The sequence below is a fragment of the Halostagnicola sp. A-GB9-2 genome (assembly GCF_030068615.1).
In the GTDB taxonomy this organism is placed as follows: Archaea; Halobacteriota; Halobacteria; order Halobacteriales; family Natrialbaceae; genus Halostagnicola.
The window spans coordinates 1,045,145-1,062,924 of the sequence record NZ_JASJOC010000001.1; the positions used below are offsets into that span (position 1 = coordinate 1,045,145).

At 58.2% G+C, this 17,780-nt stretch carries 20 protein-coding genes and 2 pseudogenes; 9 read left to right on the top strand and 13 right to left on the bottom strand.

What is annotated here, in order from left to right:
• Nucleotides 1-152 precede the first annotated feature (152 nt).
• Nucleotides 153-755 (top strand): DUF998 domain-containing protein, encoded by a 603-nt coding sequence (locus QNM96_RS05235; RefSeq protein WP_283834947.1) that lies wholly within the window; start codon nucleotides 153-155, stop codon nucleotides 753-755.
• A 37-nt stretch (nucleotides 756-792) separates the two neighbouring features.
• On the opposite strand, the gene QNM96_RS05240 is transcribed toward QNM96_RS05235, so the two are convergent.
• Nucleotides 793-1,806 carry a tyrosine-type recombinase/integrase gene (locus tag QNM96_RS05240; protein WP_283834948.1) on the bottom strand — a complete coding sequence of 338 codons (1,014 nt, stop codon included), beginning with the start codon at nucleotides 1,804-1,806 and terminating at the stop codon, nucleotides 793-795.
• A 7-nt stretch (nucleotides 1,807-1,813) separates the two neighbouring features.
• Complete coding sequence (locus tag QNM96_RS05245; RefSeq protein WP_283834949.1) at nucleotides 1,814-2,611, bottom strand: methyl-accepting chemotaxis protein; 798 nt, start codon at nucleotides 2,609-2,611, stop codon at nucleotides 1,814-1,816.
• 473 nt (nucleotides 2,612-3,084) lie between these two features.
• On the opposite strand from QNM96_RS05245, the gene QNM96_RS05250 reads away from it, so the two are divergent.
• Nucleotides 3,085-3,771 carry a haloacid dehalogenase type II gene (locus tag QNM96_RS05250; protein WP_283834950.1) on the top strand — a complete coding sequence of 229 codons (687 nt, stop codon included), beginning with the start codon at nucleotides 3,085-3,087 and terminating at the stop codon, nucleotides 3,769-3,771.
• A 194-nt stretch (nucleotides 3,772-3,965) separates the two neighbouring features.
• Complete coding sequence (locus QNM96_RS05255; protein ID WP_283834951.1) at nucleotides 3,966-4,997, top strand: NAD(P)/FAD-dependent oxidoreductase; 1,032 nt, start codon at nucleotides 3,966-3,968, stop codon at nucleotides 4,995-4,997.
• 51 nt (nucleotides 4,998-5,048) lie between these two features.
• Here QNM96_RS05255 and QNM96_RS05260 read toward each other — a convergent pair whose 3' ends face one another.
• Nucleotides 5,049-6,926, bottom strand: coding sequence for a glycoside hydrolase family 15 protein (locus QNM96_RS05260; RefSeq protein ID WP_283834952.1), 1,878 nt, complete (start codon nucleotides 6,924-6,926; stop codon nucleotides 5,049-5,051).
• The gene (locus tag QNM96_RS05265; protein WP_283834953.1) at nucleotides 6,919-7,056 is read right to left on the bottom strand and encodes a hypothetical protein; all 138 of its coding nucleotides are present in this window, start codon (nucleotides 7,054-7,056) and stop codon (nucleotides 6,919-6,921) included. The genes QNM96_RS05260 and QNM96_RS05265 overlap by 8 nt, the downstream gene beginning before the upstream one ends.
• 66 nt (nucleotides 7,057-7,122) lie before the next feature.
• Between QNM96_RS05265 and QNM96_RS05270 the strand changes: the two genes are divergently transcribed.
• The gene (locus QNM96_RS05270) at nucleotides 7,123-8,046 is read left to right on the top strand and encodes an alpha/beta hydrolase (RefSeq protein ID WP_283834954.1); all 924 of its coding nucleotides are present in this window, start codon (nucleotides 7,123-7,125) and stop codon (nucleotides 8,044-8,046) included.
• On the opposite strand, the gene QNM96_RS05275 is transcribed toward QNM96_RS05270, so the two are convergent.
• The 3 genes from QNM96_RS05275 to QNM96_RS05285 form a co-directional block, all read right to left on the bottom strand.
• Nucleotides 8,038-9,453: an FAD-dependent oxidoreductase gene (locus QNM96_RS05275; protein WP_283834955.1), complete on the bottom strand. Its 1,416-nt coding sequence runs from the start codon at nucleotides 9,451-9,453 to the stop codon at nucleotides 8,038-8,040. The genes QNM96_RS05270 and QNM96_RS05275 overlap by 9 nt on opposite strands.
• 437 nt (nucleotides 9,454-9,890) lie before the next feature.
• Entirely contained in the window at nucleotides 9,891-10,262 is a 372-nt protein-coding gene (locus QNM96_RS05280) for a helix-turn-helix domain-containing protein (RefSeq protein ID WP_283834956.1), read from the bottom strand.
• Nucleotides 10,263-10,329: 67 nt separating this feature from the next.
• Nucleotides 10,330-10,569 (bottom strand): glutathione S-transferase N-terminal domain-containing protein, encoded by a 240-nt coding sequence (locus QNM96_RS05285; RefSeq protein WP_283834957.1) that lies wholly within the window; start codon nucleotides 10,567-10,569, stop codon nucleotides 10,330-10,332.
• 96 nt (nucleotides 10,570-10,665) lie between these two features.
• Here QNM96_RS05285 and QNM96_RS05290 point away from each other — a divergent pair, with 96 nt between their 5' ends.
• Nucleotides 10,666-11,142 carry a hypothetical protein gene (locus tag QNM96_RS05290; RefSeq protein ID WP_345782518.1) on the top strand — a complete coding sequence of 159 codons (477 nt, stop codon included), beginning with the start codon at nucleotides 10,666-10,668 and terminating at the stop codon, nucleotides 11,140-11,142.
• 64 nt (nucleotides 11,143-11,206) lie between these two features.
• Here the strand turns inward: QNM96_RS05290 and QNM96_RS05295 are convergent, their stop codons facing one another.
• From QNM96_RS05295 to QNM96_RS05305, 3 genes are all read right to left on the bottom strand, one after another.
• Nucleotides 11,207-11,677, bottom strand: a complete 471-nt coding sequence (locus QNM96_RS05295) for a DUF6789 family protein (protein WP_283834958.1) — start codon at nucleotides 11,675-11,677, stop codon at nucleotides 11,207-11,209.
• A 136-nt stretch (nucleotides 11,678-11,813) separates the two neighbouring features.
• On the bottom strand, nucleotides 11,814-12,422 hold the full coding sequence (locus QNM96_RS05300) for a hypothetical protein (RefSeq protein WP_283834959.1): 609 nt from the start codon (nucleotides 12,420-12,422) through the stop codon (nucleotides 11,814-11,816).
• Nucleotides 12,419-13,519 carry a DUF3179 domain-containing protein gene (locus tag QNM96_RS05305; protein WP_283834960.1) on the bottom strand — a complete coding sequence of 367 codons (1,101 nt, stop codon included), beginning with the start codon at nucleotides 13,517-13,519 and terminating at the stop codon, nucleotides 12,419-12,421. The genes QNM96_RS05300 and QNM96_RS05305 overlap by 4 nt, the downstream gene beginning before the upstream one ends.
• Nucleotides 13,520-14,260: 741 nt before the next feature.
• On the opposite strand from QNM96_RS05305, the gene QNM96_RS05310 reads away from it, so the two are divergent.
• Together QNM96_RS05310 and QNM96_RS05315 are read left to right on the top strand one after the other, a co-directional pair.
• Entirely contained in the window at nucleotides 14,261-14,536 is a 276-nt protein-coding gene (locus QNM96_RS05310) for a hypothetical protein (protein WP_283834961.1), read from the top strand.
• Complete coding sequence (locus QNM96_RS05315; protein ID WP_283834962.1) at nucleotides 14,533-14,904, top strand: helix-turn-helix domain-containing protein; 372 nt, start codon at nucleotides 14,533-14,535, stop codon at nucleotides 14,902-14,904. The genes QNM96_RS05310 and QNM96_RS05315 overlap by 4 nt, the downstream gene beginning before the upstream one ends.
• A 49-nt stretch (nucleotides 14,905-14,953) precedes the next feature.
• On the opposite strand, the gene QNM96_RS05320 is transcribed toward QNM96_RS05315, so the two are convergent.
• A complete protein-coding gene (locus tag QNM96_RS05320; RefSeq protein ID WP_283834992.1) occupies nucleotides 14,954-15,235 on the bottom strand; it encodes a MarR family transcriptional regulator in 282 nt (93 codons plus the stop codon).
• A 24-nt stretch (nucleotides 15,236-15,259) separates the two neighbouring features.
• A pseudogene (locus QNM96_RS05325) lies at nucleotides 15,260-15,493 on the bottom strand (RNA-guided endonuclease TnpB family protein); the annotation flags it as partial.
• Between the two features lie 120 nt (nucleotides 15,494-15,613).
• Between QNM96_RS05325 and QNM96_RS05330 the strand changes: the two are divergent.
• Together QNM96_RS05330 and QNM96_RS05335 are read left to right on the top strand one after the other, a co-directional pair.
• Nucleotides 15,614-16,213, top strand: a complete 600-nt coding sequence (locus QNM96_RS05330) for a hypothetical protein (RefSeq protein ID WP_283834963.1) — start codon at nucleotides 15,614-15,616, stop codon at nucleotides 16,211-16,213.
• A gap of 213 nt (nucleotides 16,214-16,426) precedes the next feature.
• Nucleotides 16,427-16,849 carry a hypothetical protein gene (locus tag QNM96_RS05335; RefSeq protein ID WP_345782523.1) on the top strand — a complete coding sequence of 141 codons (423 nt, stop codon included), beginning with the start codon at nucleotides 16,427-16,429 and terminating at the stop codon, nucleotides 16,847-16,849.
• Nucleotides 16,850-17,667: 818 nt separating this feature from the next.
• Here the strand turns inward: QNM96_RS05335 and QNM96_RS05340 are convergent.
• Nucleotides 17,668-17,780: pseudogene (locus QNM96_RS05340) on the bottom strand (integrase core domain-containing protein); the annotation flags it as partial.

Consider the following 17,780-nt stretch of genomic DNA (forward strand, 5'->3'; position numbering starts at 1 on the left):
ATGGTCCTCACTATAGCTCAATAGACCTCACGACGACAAATAACGGAACGTCGAGTTCATCGGGTGGATCGCTTGATGCCGATGAGAATACACTCTTCCACCTAATTTGGTTTCGAGATCAGTTCTTAGAGGCTGTTCGACTAAGAACTTCTATGACTAACGAACAAGCGTACACGGCAGCTGGGGTCCTCGCGTGTCTCGTGACGTCTGCTCTGGCGTTGGCGTTTGCCCCGGTGCTCATGCCGGCGGGCTATTCCTGGATCTCCCATACGACGAGCGAATCGGCGGCCCAGGGGATTAACGGGGCGTGGCTCGCACGTCTCGGATTCCTCCTCTTCGGCCTCGGCGTTATCTGGCTGGCAGCGCTGAAACGCCGTGCGTGGGGCCGCTGGGGGACAGTCCTCCATATCAGCTTCGGGATATTCATGATTGCTGCGGCTGTGTTCTCCGTCCGCCCGTGGGACTCGAATCTTCCCTACGACCCAATTGAGGACCTCCTGCACTCTGTTGCCGCAACGGCAGTAGGTTTCAGTTTCGCTTTTGGCGTGGTAGCAATCGTCCTGCGACGTACGAATCACGACTTGACGTTTCGCTGGCTCGATGCGGCCGCTATCGCCGCGTCGGTAGTGCTTCCAGTGGGTATGATGTTGGCAACTGATGTCGCCGGCGCGCTGCAACGGGGAATATTCCTCGTAGCGTACGCTTGGTACGCACGAGAAACACTGCTGCTTACGAGGCGGGTAGCTGGCGAATAGAGGGGGATAACATCCACATCTCCGAGACGTATGTCAGTTAATCGTCCGGGAGATACTGCCGGCGCTGTCGAAGCTTCTCCCGTTCAGATCGCTGGTCATAGTGACGGTCCAGAACCGCCTCGCTGGCATCCATTCGATCGCTGACTACGTTCTCAGGAACGTCCGATTTCAGAAAATGAGTGATCGCGCCCCGTCGGACTGGATGGGGACTCAATGAGGAAGGACACGCATGTGAGTGTTCAGTAGGTTGGGCATCACAGCTGTCAAGATCCCGAGCGTGAGGGCAACTATCAGTGTAGACGCACGGACGCGTGTACTGGTAGACGATCGTCCGGCCACGGGTTCGACTCAAGCGATCGATCTTCGTCGCAAACAGCGGCTCACGGTCATGCTGATCAACGGTTCTCGGATGGTTGACGGAGAGCCAGTCATCTAAGACTTCGCAGACCGGGTCACTTAGCGCGACGAGTCGTTCGCTTTTTCGCTCATTCTTGAGTGAGGTCCCTTCCTCGGGCCGGTGAACAAGCGTGAGGTACTGCTCATCGCTGTTATAGTCCTCCCTATCGAGCCCAATCGCTGCGCCGATACGGAGTCCCGTGTGCCAAAGGACCTCCATTAGTGCGTGTTCTAAGCGCGCGTAGCGATATTGGGCGAGGAACTGGAGCACCTGCTGGGCACGATCGGGATTCAGTAATCCGGATCGAGCATCGTCTTCGGTCGTCGTCGGAAGGATGATTTTCTCATCGAGCCCTGGTTCTACCGCATCGATCGTCGAACAGAATCGGAGGAACATTCTCAGGGTTGCCAGCTGCCCCTTCATGCTGGCGGTTGCCAGCCCGTCCTCATTCCTCCGTTTTACACGAAACCGGTGGATGTCTCGCCCGCTAAAGTCGTTGAGATTGTCGATACCGTCCTGTTCACACCACTGGACGAACTGCTTGAGACGATACCGGTGAGACTGGATCGTCGCGTCCGCGAGTTCGTGCCGTCGTTCGTCGAGGTACATCTGCATCGCTTCTGCTGGTGCGAGGGGTTCGAGGTTGTCTGTCATGGTTCTCTCACTGAAGGCCGAAGACAACGAGTTCTAAACGCCCTTTTGAGCACTTCTCGCGTAAACTAACAGCTGTCTGGGATCCCGGAACATTTTGGACGTTCCCCGTCAGGGCCCACTCGAAGATAACCCGGAGTGTGGCCGACTCCGATTCGTCCGATACCAGGGGAGAAAGCACCTCGAGACGTCCTTTTTCACCTTCGCGAAAGCGGGTGTTTGAACCTGAATCGAACCAGCAACTGGTTTCAGGTCTCCGCCCTCTTGCGATATTCGTATCCGAAACGGGGTGGTGGGCATGATGCGGTGAGGGACAGATCAAAACGACCAGCGCTGTCTCACGTGTGGCGGTCACGTCACTCCGGAGTTCCGTCGTGGCTACGGCGATCGCGACGATCGCGAACCTGGCCCCGTCGTCGCCTGCCCGGGCCGCTTCGATCGATGCATTGAGAGCGAGGAGGGTCGTCTGGTCGGCAATCCCGTCGATCACCTCGACCGCACAATCAATCTCGTCGGTCCGTTCGTGAAGGGCTTCCATTCGTTCGAGTACGTTCCGAGTTCCGTCGTGGATGCTCGACATCCGATCCGACAGCTCGTGTGCGGACGTACACCCTTCCTTTGCGAGTTCACAGACGTAATCCCCTCGTTCGCGGACCGACGCAGTTGTTGCCGCAACTTCTTCGACCGCAGCCGTCACGTCACCGATGTCTGCGGCGATCTGGTCAGTGTTGTTGTTTCGAGAGCGTCTCGATTTCGAAGGTGCTCTCGCTGATTCGATCCCTCCGCTGTTCAAGCCCGCTACCGACACGCTGAACGTCCGCTGAATTTGCGTCCGAATCTACAGTTTTCGTCCGGAATCGTTCCGTGCAGAGGGCACGTACGTCGTGTGTGACAACTCGAGAAAAAGTACCTAGGTCGGTCGCGGAGCCAGTAGTTGCGTCTCAGGCGAGTCCGGCCGCTCGGTCGGCGGCGAGCGTGGATTGCACGTGCGTAATTCGAGCGGCCAACTGTTCGATAGCGACGGTTGCATCCTCGACACGTTCGTTCAACTTTCGTTCGTGCTGTTCGAGTGCGGAACGGACGTATCCATGGACAGAGGAGTGTACAGTGTACTGGTATACCTATCACGGCTGGGCACCGATGATGCACTCCCAGAAAGCATTTGTAAAGAGACAACCACGCAGACTCTCGATATTCAAAAATGGCTTCTGACAGGCCCTCGCTGGCGATTCTAACCCGGACACCCCCGAAATTATCCTGACTGAGACCGACGATGGGAGTATGTCGTTCGATCCCGAACGCGTCACAACAGTGACGTTCGATTCGTACAGTACGCTGGTCGACGTCGACGCGGCAGAGACGGCACTCGCCGAGCGCGTCAATGACCCCGAGTCGATTTCGAGGCTGTGGCGTTCCCGGTCGCTCGAATACACGTTCGTCGAGAATCACATCGACGCGTACCAGCCGTTTTACGAGATGAATCGGGATGCCCTTCAGTACGCGCTCGACGCGCACGACGAATCCCTTTCGACCGGCGAGCGCGACGAGATTCTCGCCGTCTACCACGAACTCGAGGTCTTCGACGACGTTCGCGACGGCCTCGATGCGCTCTGTGACGCCGGCTACGACTGTTACGTCGTTTCGAACGGAAATCCGGAGATGCTCGAGTCGATGGTAGCGTACGCTGATATCGGAGAGCTCATCGAAGCCACGATCAGCGCCGACGAGATCCGGACGTTCAAACCCGACGCCGAACTCTACCGCCACGCGGCCGCTCGCACTGGGACGCCCATCGACGAAATAGCACACGTGACGGCCGGCTGGTTCGATGTCGTGGGTGCTCAGAACGCTGGTATGCAGGGAGTCTGGGTCGACCGGAAGGGGACACCGTGGGAACCGTTCGACGGCGAACCGGCATTGACCGTCGAGTCTATCCACGAACTGGTCGACACCGTCGACCACGGGTGATACGGTCCGTTGTACCGATGTTCCAGCGCGACCGCAGAACGGGTCGCGCCGAAATGACATACAGCAAACCGTATGAGACGTTCGATTTCGGCGGTAGGCAAAAATCAATCACCATCTGGTAACCGGGTTCCGTACTGGTTAGCTGACGTTTATTGCTAACAAGAAGTAACTGGATTACATAAGGTGACTCTAACGTGACGACCTCATCCACTCATTCGAACGAGCAGCGCTACGAAATCGTCGTCGTCGGTGGCGGCCCGGCAGGACTGACGACGGCCCTCTACGGAGCTCGGCTCGGCCACGAGACTGCCGTCTTCGACCGCGGCGGTGGCCGCGCGGCGATGATGCAGGAGACACACAACGTCATCGGCATCCCCGAATCCGTCTCCGGAAACGAGTTCCTCGAGACGGCACGCGACCAGCTCCGATCGTACGGTGGGGAGTACCGTCGCGCGTTCGTCACCGGGATCGAACGGCGTGGCGACGCGTTCGAACTCGAGACGACCGACGAATCAGTTCTCGCGGACCGGGTCGTCCTGGCGACCGGCTTCTCCGACGCGCGTCCCGAGCCGCCGTTGCCCCGGACCGGGCGCGGCCTGCACTACTGTCTCCACTGCGACGCGTACATGTTCGTCGACGAGCCGGTGTACGTGATGGGCCACGGCGACAGCGCCGCATACGTCGCCATGATCATGCTCAACTTCACGTCCGACGTCGACCTCCTCCTGCGCGGCGAGGACCCGACGTGGAGCGACGAGACGGACGTGCTGCTCGCGAACCATCCCGTCGATATCGTCCACGAGGACGTCACCGGCGTCCGCAACGGCGAGGACGGCTGGCTCGAGGCGCTGGAGTTCGAGGATGGGGCCGTCCGCGACTACCGCGGCGGGTTCGCGATGTACGGGGCCGAGTACAACACCGATCTGGCGGCGTCGCTCGGGGCCGACCTGAACGACGACGGGACGGTCGTCGTCGACGATCACGGCCGAACGTCGATCGACGGCCTCTACGCCGTCGGAGACCTTACGCCCGGGCATAATCAGGTCCCGGTCGCGATGGGACAGGGCGCGAAAGCGGGGCTCGCACTCCATAAGAGTCTCCGCGAGTTTCCGAAGTCGCTCGACGAACTCGAGGCGGAAGGTGGCGTTACGCAGGCTGATGTCCCCGCGATTGCCGGCGAGTTGCGACACCAGGCGGGTGAACACTCGAGTGCGGAAGGGGACTGACCATTAGCAGTGGATGGAACAGAATATTCGTCCGAAAGCGCCAAGTGACGATCATTGCGACTGCTGGCTGTGTGCGCCGTTCACGGTCGGCTCTCCGAGTCGGATTCCCATCGGTGCCGGACCTGGCGTCTCGTGCCCCTCGGCGTACCCGAGGTACAGGGCACTGTTGACGATTCCGATGTGACTGAACGCCTGCGGGAAATTACCGAGGTGAGCTCCGGTTTCCGCGTCTATCTCCTCGGCGACGAGTCCGAGCGGATTTAGGTACTCGAGCAACGCTTCAAACCGAGATCGTGCATCCTCCACGCGTCCGGAGAGCGCGAGCGCGTTGACCAGCCAGCACGAACAGAGCACGAAGGCTCCTTCGTCGCCCGGGAGCCCGTCTTCGCCGTCGTACCGCTGTACGAAAACGTCGTCCTCGACTAGTCGATTCTGGATCGCCGTTATCGTCCCCTGGACCCGTTCGTCGTCGAACGGGAGGAAGCCGACGACCGGAAGCAACAGTCCCGTCGCGTCGAGCGCGTCCGTCCCGTAAGACTGGACGAAGGCTCCGACGTCGTCGTCGAAGCCGTTCTCGAGAACGTTCTCCTTGATCGTCTCGCGGGTCTCCCGCCAGGTCTCGAGTGGAGCGTCGTGATCCCCGTCGGTCGCGATCGCGATTCCTCTGTCGAGCGCGACCCAACAGAGCACCTTCGAGTACACGAAGTGATCGTCTCCTCCGCGAACCTCCCAGATTCCCGCGTCCGGTTGGTCCCAGATTTCGCGAACGTAATCGACTACGTCTCGAATCCGTGTCCACTCGTCGTCAGTCAGTTCGCGTCCGTGCTGACGCATCTCGTCGACGGCCAGTAGCAGTTCGCCGTAGATATCGTGCTGGCGTTGGTCGGCGGCCCCGTTCCCGATTCGAACCGGGCTGGACTCTCGATACCCCTCGAAGTAATCGAGTTCCCGTTCCTCGAGGTCCGCCTCGCCGTGGAGTCCGTACAGTGGCTGGATCGCCTCTGGGTCGTCGGCCCGACAGAGATCCATGAACCAGTCGAAGTACGTGTTCGCTTCACCGGCGGTGCCGAGGTTCATCAATGCCTGGACGGTGAACCCGGCATCTCGAAGCCAGTTGAACCGGTAATCCCAGTTCCGAACGCCGCCGATGTCTTCGGGCAACGAGGTGGTCGGTGCGGCGGCGATCGCTCCCGTCTCGGCGTGCGTCAGGAGTTTGAGGACGAGTTGCGAGCGAACGACGGCATCGTGCCACGAACCTTCGAAGGCACAATCGTCCTCGGGGATGCAATCGTGAGCCCAGTCGGTCCAGTACTCGATCGTTTCTTCCAGTGCAGCATTAGGGTCCGTATTCGCGTTCTCCGCACCCGTACACCGGAGGAGGAACCATGCCGTATCGTCCACCTCGAGCGACAGGTTCCCGGAGATATGACCGTCCTCGATCGTGAGGGCTACCGGACTCTCCAGTAGCGTTCGTTCCTCGCCGCCCTCGGCGAGAACTCCCTTCTCGACTGATTCGATGCTCGCCTCCGCCCGTCCGTAATCGAACTGTGGGTCGAGGTCGACCTCGAGATCGACTGTACCAGCCGTACACTCGACCTTCCGATAGAGAACCTTCTTCGGATGATCGACCTGTCCGGCCGGGGGCATGAAGTCCGTCACTGTCGCGGTCCCGTCGGCCGTGTGAAACGTCGTCTCGAGGACGTTCGTCCTGTCGACGTACCGACGATCCGTTTCGAAGGAATCAGTCGGGCCGATTCGAAATCGTCCGCCCCGGTCGGCGTCGAGGATCGCGGCGAGAATGCTCGGCGACTCGAGGTGGGGGAAGGGAAACCAGTCGATCGAACCGCTCGGCGCGACGAGTGCACACGTCTCGAGGTTACCGACGACGCCGTAGTCTTCGATCGGGAGATACCTGGTATCGTTACGCATCGAACTCACCTGGAAGCTGGAACGGGAGCGGAAACGCGCCCCAGTCATATGACGAGTGGGAAAGCATGACGAATCGTTCGTGGCCCACCACGAAAAAGGCCTGTCGCCAGCCAGTCAGTCGACGTTGCACTCGGCCGTCTCGGACCACGCACGTTCAACACCAACCACTTTCGGGCAGACTACCGCAGCCGACAGTATGGAGTACGAAACGTGGTCCGACCGACAGGAGTCGACGACCGTCCCGGTCGACGAGCACGAACTCGAGGTGGCATACTACGACGAGGGTTCTGGAGATCCGCTCGTGTTCTTACACGGAATTCCGACATCGTCGTTCCTCTGGCGTGCGGTGGCACCCGAACTGACCGCCGAGTACCGCGTGATCGTTCCGGATATGGTCGGCTACGGGAATTCCGCCATGCACGACGGCTTCGATCGCTCGATCCGGGCTCAGGAGGTGATGATCGACGGCTTGCTCGACGAACTGAATCTCGAGTCCGTCTCGTGCGTCGGCCACGACCTCGGCGGTGGCGTGGGCCTTCGGTACGCCGTTCACGAGCCCGGTTCAGTCTCGAAGCTGGTCCTCTCGAACGCCGTCTGTTACGATTCGTGGCCGATCGAGCGAATCGTCGACCTCGGGCTACCAGCGACGATCGAGGATATGAGCGTCGACGAACTCCAGAAACTGCTCCGGGAGATCTATCAGCAAACGCTCTACGGCGAGGATCCGAGCGACGAATTCATTGACGGGATGATCGCCCAGTGGGATTCGGAGGAAGCGAGGGTATCACTCTCGAGAAACGCTATCGGGACGAATACCAGTCATACGACCGAAATCGATCCGACCGAAATTACCGCCGAGACGCTCCTGTTGTGGGGGTCCGAGGACGCGTTCCAGCCGATTGAGTACGCCGAACGTCTCAAAGACGATATCTCGAACGCCGATCTGGTCGGACTAGACGAAGCGAACCATTGGGTTCCAGAAGATCGTCCGGAGACCTATCTCGAACGCCGATCTGGTCGGACTAGACGAAGCGAACCATTGGGTTCCAGAAGATCGTCCGGAGACCTATCTCGACCACCTCGAAGCGTTTCTCGCGGCGTAAGTATCGTGTTAGCGTAATTTTCCGGAAAGCACCTTCGCGGCGACGAGAACTGGATCCCACGTGGTATTGAACGGCGGCGCGTACGCGAGATCGTAGTTCTCGAGGTCGAAGACGGTCGCTGCTTCCGTGAGCGCCCCGACGATCGCGTGACTACGGTGGACGGCCCCTTCGCCGAATTCGCTGACGAGGCTCACCCCGAGGACGCGTCCCGTCTCGCGGTCCGCGGTCAACGTGATCGTAACGGTCCCTCCGTCCGGGTAATAGCCGGCACGGGATTTCGCCGTAATCGTTTCGCTAACCGGATCGAAGCCGGCCGCTTGAGCCTCACCATGGTCCAGAATGCCGGTCCGCGCTGCTTCGAGATCGAACGCCTTGACGGCCGCTGTGCCGGCTATCTCCCCTCCTTCGGTGGGCCGCACGGTGACGGTCTGGCCGACCGCACGGCCGTGGCGATTGGCGGTCAGCGCCAGCGGGACGTACGCCGGCTCGCCCGTGACGACGTGGGTCGATTCGGCGCAGTCGCCTGCCGCGTAGACGTTGGGAATACTCGTCTCCCGATACGCGTCGGTCTCGATTGCGCCGGTTGCGCCGAGTTCGATGCCGGCGTCCTCGGCGAGCGCCGTTCGCGGTCGCACCCCGGTTCCGAGCAGGACCATCTTGACGTCGATCCGCTCGTCGTCAGTGACGACGCCTTCGATACCGTCGCCGCCAGAGAGTTCCTGTACGTCGGCGCCGAGATGTACCGCAACGTCTTGCTCACGGAGATGGTCGGCAACTGCATCACTCGTCGCATCGCTGAACCCCTTCAGCACGCGATCGCCGCGCTGGAACAGGTTGACTTCGAATCCGTTCGCGGCCAGCGCCTCAGCCATCTCGACGCCAATGTAACCGCCGCCGACGATGCCGACGGGGCCGGTACACTCCTCGAGGTATCGACAGGCCGGTCCCCTGTCGGACTGCTGGAGGGTCTCACCGTCTCGCGCCCGTGCGACGTACTCGCGAAGTTCCTTCCCGTCGCTCATCGAGCCGAGCGTGTAGACGCCCTCGAGATCGGTCCCAGCAATTGGCGGCACCACCGATTCCGCTCCCGTTGCAATCAATAGATGGTCATACGACTGCACCGTCTCACCCCCATCGTGGTCGACGGTCACCGTTCTGTCGTCTGGATCGATCGCGACGACTTCGTGGCCCGTCCGTAGATCGATATCACGTTCCTCGCGGAACTCTTCGGGCGTCACCGAGACGAGGTGCTCGAGCGACTGGATCTCGCCTTTGACATAGTACGGCAGCCCGCAAGCACCGTAGGACACCCACTGTCCTTTCTCGAAGACGACGACCTCGAGGTCTGGATCGTCGCGTTTCGCTTTACTCGCAGCGGACATCCCGGCGGCGTCTCCACCGACGATAACGAACGTGTCGGTCATCGGTGATCGCTCGCTAGTTCATGGAATCCGGTTTGAGACGTGGTTTGGCCGCCGTTCTGGACACAGGACCGATCGGTAGTCTTCATTGGAAGACTGTTATCGCGGTCCGTAGTATCAGTTGACCGGTCGTGTATGAGAGATACATATCCGGAAACGGTTTGTATTGCGTGCTATCCTCAGAGGGGAATGAGAGATCAACAATGCCCGACTGTCGATCGTGCGGGGAGTTCGTCTCGCCCCAGTTCGCGCGCGTATTTGGGCAACGACCACGAGGTCTACGGCTGCCGCCAGTGTGTATCAGTTGGTGACCTCGTTGACGGAGGTATCGCGACGCCTGACGACGAGCGCACGTGACGTTATTAGTGGCAGTCTATCGCCGCATTCCGACCGGATTGATTCGTGATTGAGCGAAATAATAAAGCCCTCGACCGAGATACCTACGCAATCGAACCGTCTTTTTCCGCTGCAGTGAGATGTTCCTGGCCCCACTCGGCCATCTCCAGAATCACCGACTCGAGCGACGCGCCGAGTTCCGTGAGCGAGTACTCGACGCGAACCGGTTTTTCGTTGACGATCTCACGGTTGATCAGTCGTTTTTCCTCGAGATCCTCGAGCACGTCCGAGAGGACCTTGCTCGAGATACCGCCGATCTCGTCCTGGAGCGCGTTGAATCCGAGTGGTCCCTCAGCGAGCAGCCGGTGCAAGACGACCGTGTGCCACTTCTTTCCGATCAGCGTCGCGGTTGCGGTAACCGGACACCAGTCCTCGCCGGCACACCACACTTCCAGTTGCTGTATCGTCTGGTCCATAGGTGTCCTATGCCCTGTAGCGCCATATAGTTACCTACCGTTACTAGGTTACCGATAGTTGGCTCAATCAGCCGTATGTTCGCTCGAGGTAGTCCACGATATCGTCGCTCTCTGCCATACCAGCTACGTCGTTTTTGGAATCGACCAGTACCGGGACATCGGATTGACCGCTTACCGCTTTGACGTCCGACCGGCGGAAGCGAAACGGTGAAACGGTGTGACGCTCGTAGTCGAGATCGAGCGACTCGAGCTTGTTTTCGACTTTCGCGCAATACGGACACCACCTGAGACTGTACAATTCTACCATGCAGTACAACTACGGACGGAGTGGAAGGTGAAAAACACGAGCAGAGAGCGTGGTAACGAGGTTACCGTTCACTCACGGTATTATTTTTCGAAGTGAGTGCGTACGTTACGTTGGTTACGCGACGCCGAGAGCATCGACCCACTCGTCCGACTTGACCCAGGCGTCCTCGATCAGTTCGTCGTAGACGATCAACTGGAAATCGTCAGTCTCGACGTCGGAGTATCGCTCGAGTTTCCCGGTTCCGTGACAGCCTCGTGTACTGCGAGTTACAATGCACACGCTGCGAGCGGTCTCAGAGCGGTCGGGACCGAGGGAATGGTCTCGGTATCATCGCCGTTCGGCGGCGTCGTCCCGCACGACATCTACGTCGAGTGTGGCGACGTCGGAATGGAGTACAGGGGCGCACCGGGCGACGAGGTCGTCGAAGAGTTCGACTATTTCGGGTACTGCGTCCTCACCGGAACCGATCCGGAACCGAGCGGCGAAGATAGCCGTCGGGATATCGTGGCTGTCGACGCGATCTACGATGCGGCCGAGTCCGGACACTCCATCGAGATTTCGGACGTCGAATGACGCTTCCCAGACGTCGACCGACGGTCGTCGACCCGAGTGAACAGAAAATACGTTCGTTACCGGTTCACCGGGCGAGCACCGCGTACACCAGTCCCAGGACGACGCCGTAGACTGCGTGTCCCATCAGGCTCTGGCCGTTCCAATCGGGAACGGGCGGGGCCATCTCGGTCATTGCGCCGACCCACGCCGGCATGACGAACGACGCCAGGACGACCCAGAGTACGATCCCGTAGGCCAGCCCAGCAACGGCGATGGCGAGGTTGCTATCGAGTCGGTCCCCGAGTCCGGTTGTCTGTAGCAAGAGCCCGAAGACGACGCCGAGGACGATCGAGTGGAACACGTGAATCGCCCATCCGACGGCGAGTGACGGTCCGAGGCCGTACATCCCCGGGATCGCCATCTCCATGACCATCTCCATCTGCATCGTCATCATCACGCCAAAAATGATGCCACCGATGAGTCCACCGATGAGGCCGGCTTGCCAAGCCTCGACTCTCGTTTGCGTGTCTGTTAGTGTTGCTGTCTCTGATGCCATACGATATCATGGGCTAGTACTGGCAGTAACGGTATCTCGGTCTGGTATTTGGATCACACAACCACCACAAAATTAGTTTACCACTTCGAGACTGGTTATGGCATTTTGTTCGATCAAATCCTCGGATGATCGCTATTCACGTCGACACTCCATCACTGTCGATCTTTCCGGCGACGTACACGAGGCTCAGAAGCATCAGAAGGATTCCTGCCGGTAACAGCCACGCGAACATAGTCAACAGGAGTCCGCTCACCTGTATTCCGAGAGCGATCAGGACGACGGGACCACAGCAGACCGTTCCGGATAACAGTGCCGGAAACGACGCTAACACGCCCGATCCAGCACTAATTCCACAGGCAGCCGGCTGTACGATTGCGAGATAGGTTAGCCCGAGATTGACACCGACGAGGCCGGAAAGGAGGAGTCCGATGGCTACGTTCACCGGCGACACCAGAATTCGTACGACACCAGTGTCGACCATGGCGACGGCTTCGAACGATGCGGGTCCAGTTCGGTCGAACATTCTGCCCAGCAGATCGTCGATCACGACCAGATCGGCTGCCACGTCCGGTCTAAATGCGAGGTCACCGACAGCCCAGAGGAAGGCGACGAGGTAACCGATCATCACAACGGTCGTGATCGCCAGCGAGTCGTATCGGCGAACGACGAGAAGCGTCGCAGCTCTCGTCTCTTCGAACCGGGATCTGGGGTGTAGATGACCGGTGAGTCGATCAATAGTGCTCATTCGTGAACCACCGTCGACGGATAGTAGCCGTACCAGGCGAACCACATCGCGTCGAAACCGATCTCCCGCTCGAGGGACAGCGCGGCCGGATCGTACGAGTCACCGTCGACGAGGACCCTCCCACCGTCTGCCTCGACTGATCTGTCGGCGGGGTTTCGATAGACGTATCCCGTATCGAGCGGTTCGTCGTAGACGGTCACGTACGGCGTCTCACTCATCGTCCCCTCGACGACCCTGCGTTCACGCAAGGTGTCCTTGGGGACGGCCATCGCACCATCGGTGTTTCGGGCTCCGATGACAACCGCTTTCATCGGAAACCGGTCGTCGGTCGTCAGCGGACTGAACAGCGTATTCTCGCTCTCGTAGTAGCCACTTTGGGGGTTGTACTCCCCGTAGGGATCGTCACCGTAGTTGCGAATGTGACCAGTGTTTTCCGTAAGCACTACTGTCTCCGGATACTGCTCGCGCCAGCGGTCCCAGGTCGTCCAGACGACCTGAAACTCCTCCAGATACTCGCCTTCGTGTAGGCCGCGGATACCCAACGCGAGTATCTGGGGCCACCACGTCTCCGTTCCGCGGTCGAACATGACGAGGTTACTGTTGATCAACCGGCCTGAGACGCCGAGTTCGCTCTCGCCACGGTAGAACCCCTGTGCCATCCCTGTCAGCGGACAGTACGTCACCGCGAGCGACTTGCCGCCGACGACGTCGTTGACGATTTCGTGCCACACGAGGTTGTACTGTGGGTAGGCTTTTGCGTCGCCGTTCAGCTCGACGCCGAAGACCGGGTCGCCCCCGTTGAGGTTCTCCGGCGGATCGTCGGAGGGAGCGAACTGCGGATCGTCGATCGAGGGGATCCCGTCTTGACCTGGACCTCCGGACAGATTCGCGTCGTTCAGTTCTTCGATCGTGTATTCCTGAGGAAGCGATCGGTCAGCCGTCGGTGGACCGAGGGTCACGGCGTTTTCGTCGTCCGTCCCGCAATCGACGGAACCGGGATTACCGAGACAGCCTGCGAGGGCAGCCAGACCGACGGCCGCCGACGAACCGAGGACGTACCGTCTAGACCGGTTGTTCGTTGTGGAGCTGTCTCGCATACATAGTGAAAGGCGCGCGTTCGGCATAACCCGGCGGCGGCTATGTACCTGTCATACACAGCCGCTGTCGACTCGTACTCGCGTACGTCTCCGTCAGAGGGGCACAACTCATGCTGTTTCATCTGTATCCGTTCGTCTGGCTCAATTCGGTGTCTGGGCCGTCTGGAAGACGGATCCTGTCCCGACATCACGACTGCACGGACTCGTTGCCGGTGCAATTGCCACGGGATATTTTCTCGTCCTCGGGTATTTCGGCGGGTTATTCGCTGAAGGGCACGCGTATCACGATCACCACGCACACTCAGAACACGCCGCCGATTTCGTATATGGGTTCGAGATCGCAACGGTCGTTCCACCTGGCTACGGACCAGCGATTTTCTACAGTCATCCACAACTCAACGTTGCTCTCTCGCCGTACATGCTGATTGGCTATCTCGCTTTGGCAGATCTCCTGTATAGTACGCTCCTCGATGTAGCGAGTGCGGCTGCACCCGGAACTCTTGGGCTATTCACCTCAATCGGCTGTAGCTGGCCGCTTCTCGCCGCTGTTACGACGGGTTCTGCCGGAGCGACGAGTGCAGTTGCCTCTGCAGTGTACGCCAATTCATACGCCCTCTCGACTGTTGCGTTCGTCGGGACAGTGTTGCTTCTCTACTGGCGACTATTTCATACGCACTGTCAACGTACAATCGATGTGTAGAAAATTTGGAAAACTGACGATACTAAACGAGAGTGACACCAATGACTGACATACTACGCGTCGGACGAAAAGATCTGACCGCTACGGAGATCCTTGATGCAGTCGATCTTGGAAATCGAGTTGTGATCGAAATCGAATTTCTTGGGGCTACCATGCGAATGGCCATCCGTAAGCGAGACGGGACGTATTACTGCGATACGCCGGTTAAACTCCTCACGTACGACACCGAAGAGGATATGCGAACGTGCCTCGAACGGTACAAGCTCGCTAAGGCCGCCGATGAAACGGACGAAATCGAGGTGTCACAGGACGAATGACACGTCGAGAGCCGGATATGGAGGATTTGATGCGTATCGACGATCCGGAGTTCGATCAGGTTTTGGAGTGCGTGTTCGGTATTCACGCCCACGAACGCCGCACGTACTTCGCGCTGCTCGAGGCGCCGGGAAGTACGGTCTCTGAGCTCGCGGACGATCTCGAGCGTGACCGGAGCAGTGTGAACCGATCGCTGTCGACGCTCGACGAGAAGAACCTGATCGAACGCGACCGGAAAATTCTGGGTGGGGGAGGATACGTGTATCAGTATTTCCCGACGCCGATCCCGGAAGCGAAAGAGCTGATGCATTCAGCTGTCGACCGGTGGGCAGCCGACGTTCACGATCAGATCGATTCGTTCGACTCGTGAGTCTCAACGTTTCTGGCATCCCGTGAGAGGCACTAGAGTGAGATCTCATCTAATTTTCAATCGGTGCTGCATGCACCTGTTTTCCATCTTCGGTAAGCGAATAGACTGATTGGCGTGCATCCCGAATCGAAATTCGCCCCTCGACCAGCCCAGCTTCTTTTAATCGTGTTAGCGCAAATCGAACTGTTCGTTTGGGAAGCATCGTTTCCTCGGCGAGTTCTTGTTGGGTGAGTGCTGTATTGTACTTGAGGACCTTGTACACGAGCTTGGCACTTGGAGGTAATTGACCTCCTCCGCGTTCACGCGGAGGAATCCCGCCACGGGGTTTCAGGCCGGGCGAAGCGGCCTGTTGGTTTCAAGACGCATACGTTCCAGGCGTCACCTGCTGGTTTTCAGCATCGGCTTGGCTGTCTTGTGGCCCGGTCAAAGAGGCCCCATCCGTAGCCGAGTCATCGTCACCGGCCTTCTGCCGGGGAGTCCGATCGCTTTGGCGGTGACTCTCTCCACTACGGTAGCGGTCTGCAATGTTTATCGCCCCGTTTACGTCGGCTTGGTACTCACCGATCCAACAGCCGTCGTTCGAGCATCTGCGAGCAATTTCAGCCATTGACCAGCCGAAATTCGCTTCGACTCACTTTTCAGTCTTAACTAAATACGACCCCCTGTTATCGACCACAGAGCTATCCGGCTGGAGAGCCAAAATCCGAGGATGGCAGACGATAAGCGCGGCCGAGACAAGCAAGCACACGACGCTGAAAGACGCCAGCAAAAGCGTGAGATTGCCACAGAACTGGAGCGCGGGGACGAAATAGAGCCACCGGTGGAAGCGGAGGAACTTGCCAGTTTCGAGGCGGAACTCGAAGAGCTGACCTTCCCGGCCACGGGGACCGAGGTCGTCGCGACGATCGGCGATCGTGAGATCGAATCGGTCGAGGGGAGCTACAGTATCGAGGAACTAGTACCGGAGACAGACGAGGAGACGTTCGACTCTTCGGCTGCCGTCCGAGTGCAGGTACAGCGGCCAACAGTTGCCGAAGCCATGAAACGGGTCGTGGAAGCCAGCAAGACGCTTCGGAATACGGATTTCAGTTGGTCACAGCGCAAGGCGTACGAGAAGACCTTCCAGGAACTCAAAGCGATCGATGCCGATGACGATGATGAAGGAATCCAGGCCATCAGCGACTGGATCATCGAGCGAATTCGCGACAAAGAAACGCTCCCGACGTCCCGGGCGGTACGCCGAGAAGCGGCGAAGTTCTGTCGGACGAACGGATATCAGGTCCGAAACGACGAGTGGCTCGGGATATAAACCGACGACCACAGGCAATCGTTGCAATGACTGCTGTCACGCCCCAAGCTGACCGATACGCGCCCTCGATCCAGTAACGGGGTTTCTCTTGCGAGAGGCGTCTCATTCCGTCTCGGTTGGAACTGCTATGGGCTTTATTGTGTTACCAGTGAAACCACTGGTATGGCGCCCGATATAGAGGTCCCGGAACCACCAGACCTCTCGAACCGAGGAATGCCGCGCGAGTTCGAGTGGCAAGAAGAGACGCTCGGATCAGAGGACTTCTACCGCGAGGACATCGAAGACCTGCTTCAGGAAGGTGCCTGGAAGGAGGGATTCAACGAGTGGACCGAGTATACGAGTCTCGATGAAGAGCACGTTCGAATTGTCAGCGACCTCGGCCTATTCCAAGCGTTCGACTTCTACTGGGACCCAACCGAAGACCGCCTTCGCTTCGACGCCCCAATGATTTCGGACGACTGGCGGGAGCGAAACACGACCGAGTCGCTCGATTCGAGCACGGTTTCAATGATTGACGGTGAGTTAGACGATCTCGGCCGAGCGGTACACGAGGTACTTGAGAACTACCTCGAACGGAACGACGAAGTGTCTGATTATGGTTGGGGTGAGGAAACGTACGGTAAACGCGAGGAGTGATTCCAGTCACTACAGCCTGCTCGACGGCGTCCGAGATGCAGATTTCTCTGTAGTGAGCAGACTCGAGCTGAAGAACTCGCGAACAAATTCCTCGCAACAGGCTAAAACTGACAGAGAGTGTATCATATCCGACATAGTAGTGACTGAATCGGCAGGGATATTTATTCGAGTTCATATAATATACAGATTATGTAATAGAAAATATGTCTTTGGAGTTGAAAGGGAATGGCGATAATGACGCTACTATCTGAGAGAATACGACTCGTTTACGAAATGTGAACGCCACGGTCAGGAAGACCAGTACGCTGGGAGGATCTACAGAGTATCGCACTGACCGGCTAACGCGGGGAAGTACTGATTGAAGATCTGAAGTAGATGATAAAGTTGTCGTCGAAATCAGTGACGAGAAATCCGATGGAACGCTCGTCCACAAAATAGTTGTTAGAGTGGTTCTGCTCCGCCGAGAGAGGAAGTTCCACGATATGGATCAAATTCGAGAAGCGTTCGTAGAGAAGAGAGACGGACAAATACAACTTGTAGAAAATGGGGCCGTAGTCGTACGAATCCGGTATTGAGTGATCAGTTCGAGTCAGTTCAGGTTTCCTCGGTCGCGAGTGCTTCAGATTTTGTTACGTTGCTGATCCTGGAATCGGTTTGAAAACGTTCTATCTACTGACCCCAGACCACAAACATATCTATATAAATAATAGTATTTTATAATGTCAGGAGTGCGATTTGACTGGGCTTGATTCCAGTTGCCATAATAGCCAAAAGAACGACATCTCACCTACTATAGAAAATTCACCTCCGGGCATTATCTAGTTTAGCACCTCGTCAGCTGGCGTTCGTCCGTCGAGCGATTGATGCGGTCTTTGATGGTTATAGTAATGCACGAATTATTCAATTCATTTGCGTGCGCTCGCCCGACTTC

Coding starts and splice junctions, on each gene's coding strand:
- QNM96_RS05235 (WP_283834947.1), top strand. CDS start 153: ATGACTAACGAACAAGCGTACACGGCAGCTGGGGTCCTCGCGTGTCTC.
- QNM96_RS05240 (WP_283834948.1), bottom strand. CDS start 1,806: ATGACAGACAACCTCGAACCCCTCGCACCAGCAGAAGCGATGCAGATG.
- QNM96_RS05250 (WP_283834950.1), top strand. CDS start 3,085: ATGTCGTTCGATCCCGAACGCGTCACAACAGTGACGTTCGATTCGTAC.
- QNM96_RS05260 (WP_283834952.1), bottom strand. CDS start 6,926: ATGCGTAACGATACCAGGTATCTCCCGATCGAAGACTACGGCGTCGTC.
- QNM96_RS05270 (WP_283834954.1), top strand. CDS start 7,123: ATGGAGTACGAAACGTGGTCCGACCGACAGGAGTCGACGACCGTCCCG.
- QNM96_RS05275 (WP_283834955.1), bottom strand. CDS start 9,453: ATGACCGACACGTTCGTTATCGTCGGTGGAGACGCCGCCGGGATGTCC.
- QNM96_RS05280 (WP_283834956.1), bottom strand. CDS start 10,262: ATGGACCAGACGATACAGCAACTGGAAGTGTGGTGTGCCGGCGAGGAC.
- QNM96_RS05285 (WP_283834957.1), bottom strand. CDS start 10,569: ATGGTAGAATTGTACAGTCTCAGGTGGTGTCCGTATTGCGCGAAAGTC.
- QNM96_RS05295 (WP_283834958.1), bottom strand. CDS start 11,677: ATGGCATCAGAGACAGCAACACTAACAGACACGCAAACGAGAGTCGAG.
- QNM96_RS05300 (WP_283834959.1), bottom strand. CDS start 12,422: ATGAGCACTATTGATCGACTCACCGGTCATCTACACCCCAGATCCCGG.
- QNM96_RS05305 (WP_283834960.1), bottom strand. CDS start 13,519: ATGCGAGACAGCTCCACAACGAACAACCGGTCTAGACGGTACGTCCTC.
- QNM96_RS05310 (WP_283834961.1), top strand. CDS start 14,261: ATGACTGACATACTACGCGTCGGACGAAAAGATCTGACCGCTACGGAG.
- QNM96_RS05315 (WP_283834962.1), top strand. CDS start 14,533: ATGACACGTCGAGAGCCGGATATGGAGGATTTGATGCGTATCGACGAT.
- QNM96_RS05330 (WP_283834963.1), top strand. CDS start 15,614: ATGGCAGACGATAAGCGCGGCCGAGACAAGCAAGCACACGACGCTGAA.
- QNM96_RS05335 (WP_345782523.1), top strand. CDS start 16,427: ATGCCGCGCGAGTTCGAGTGGCAAGAAGAGACGCTCGGATCAGAGGAC.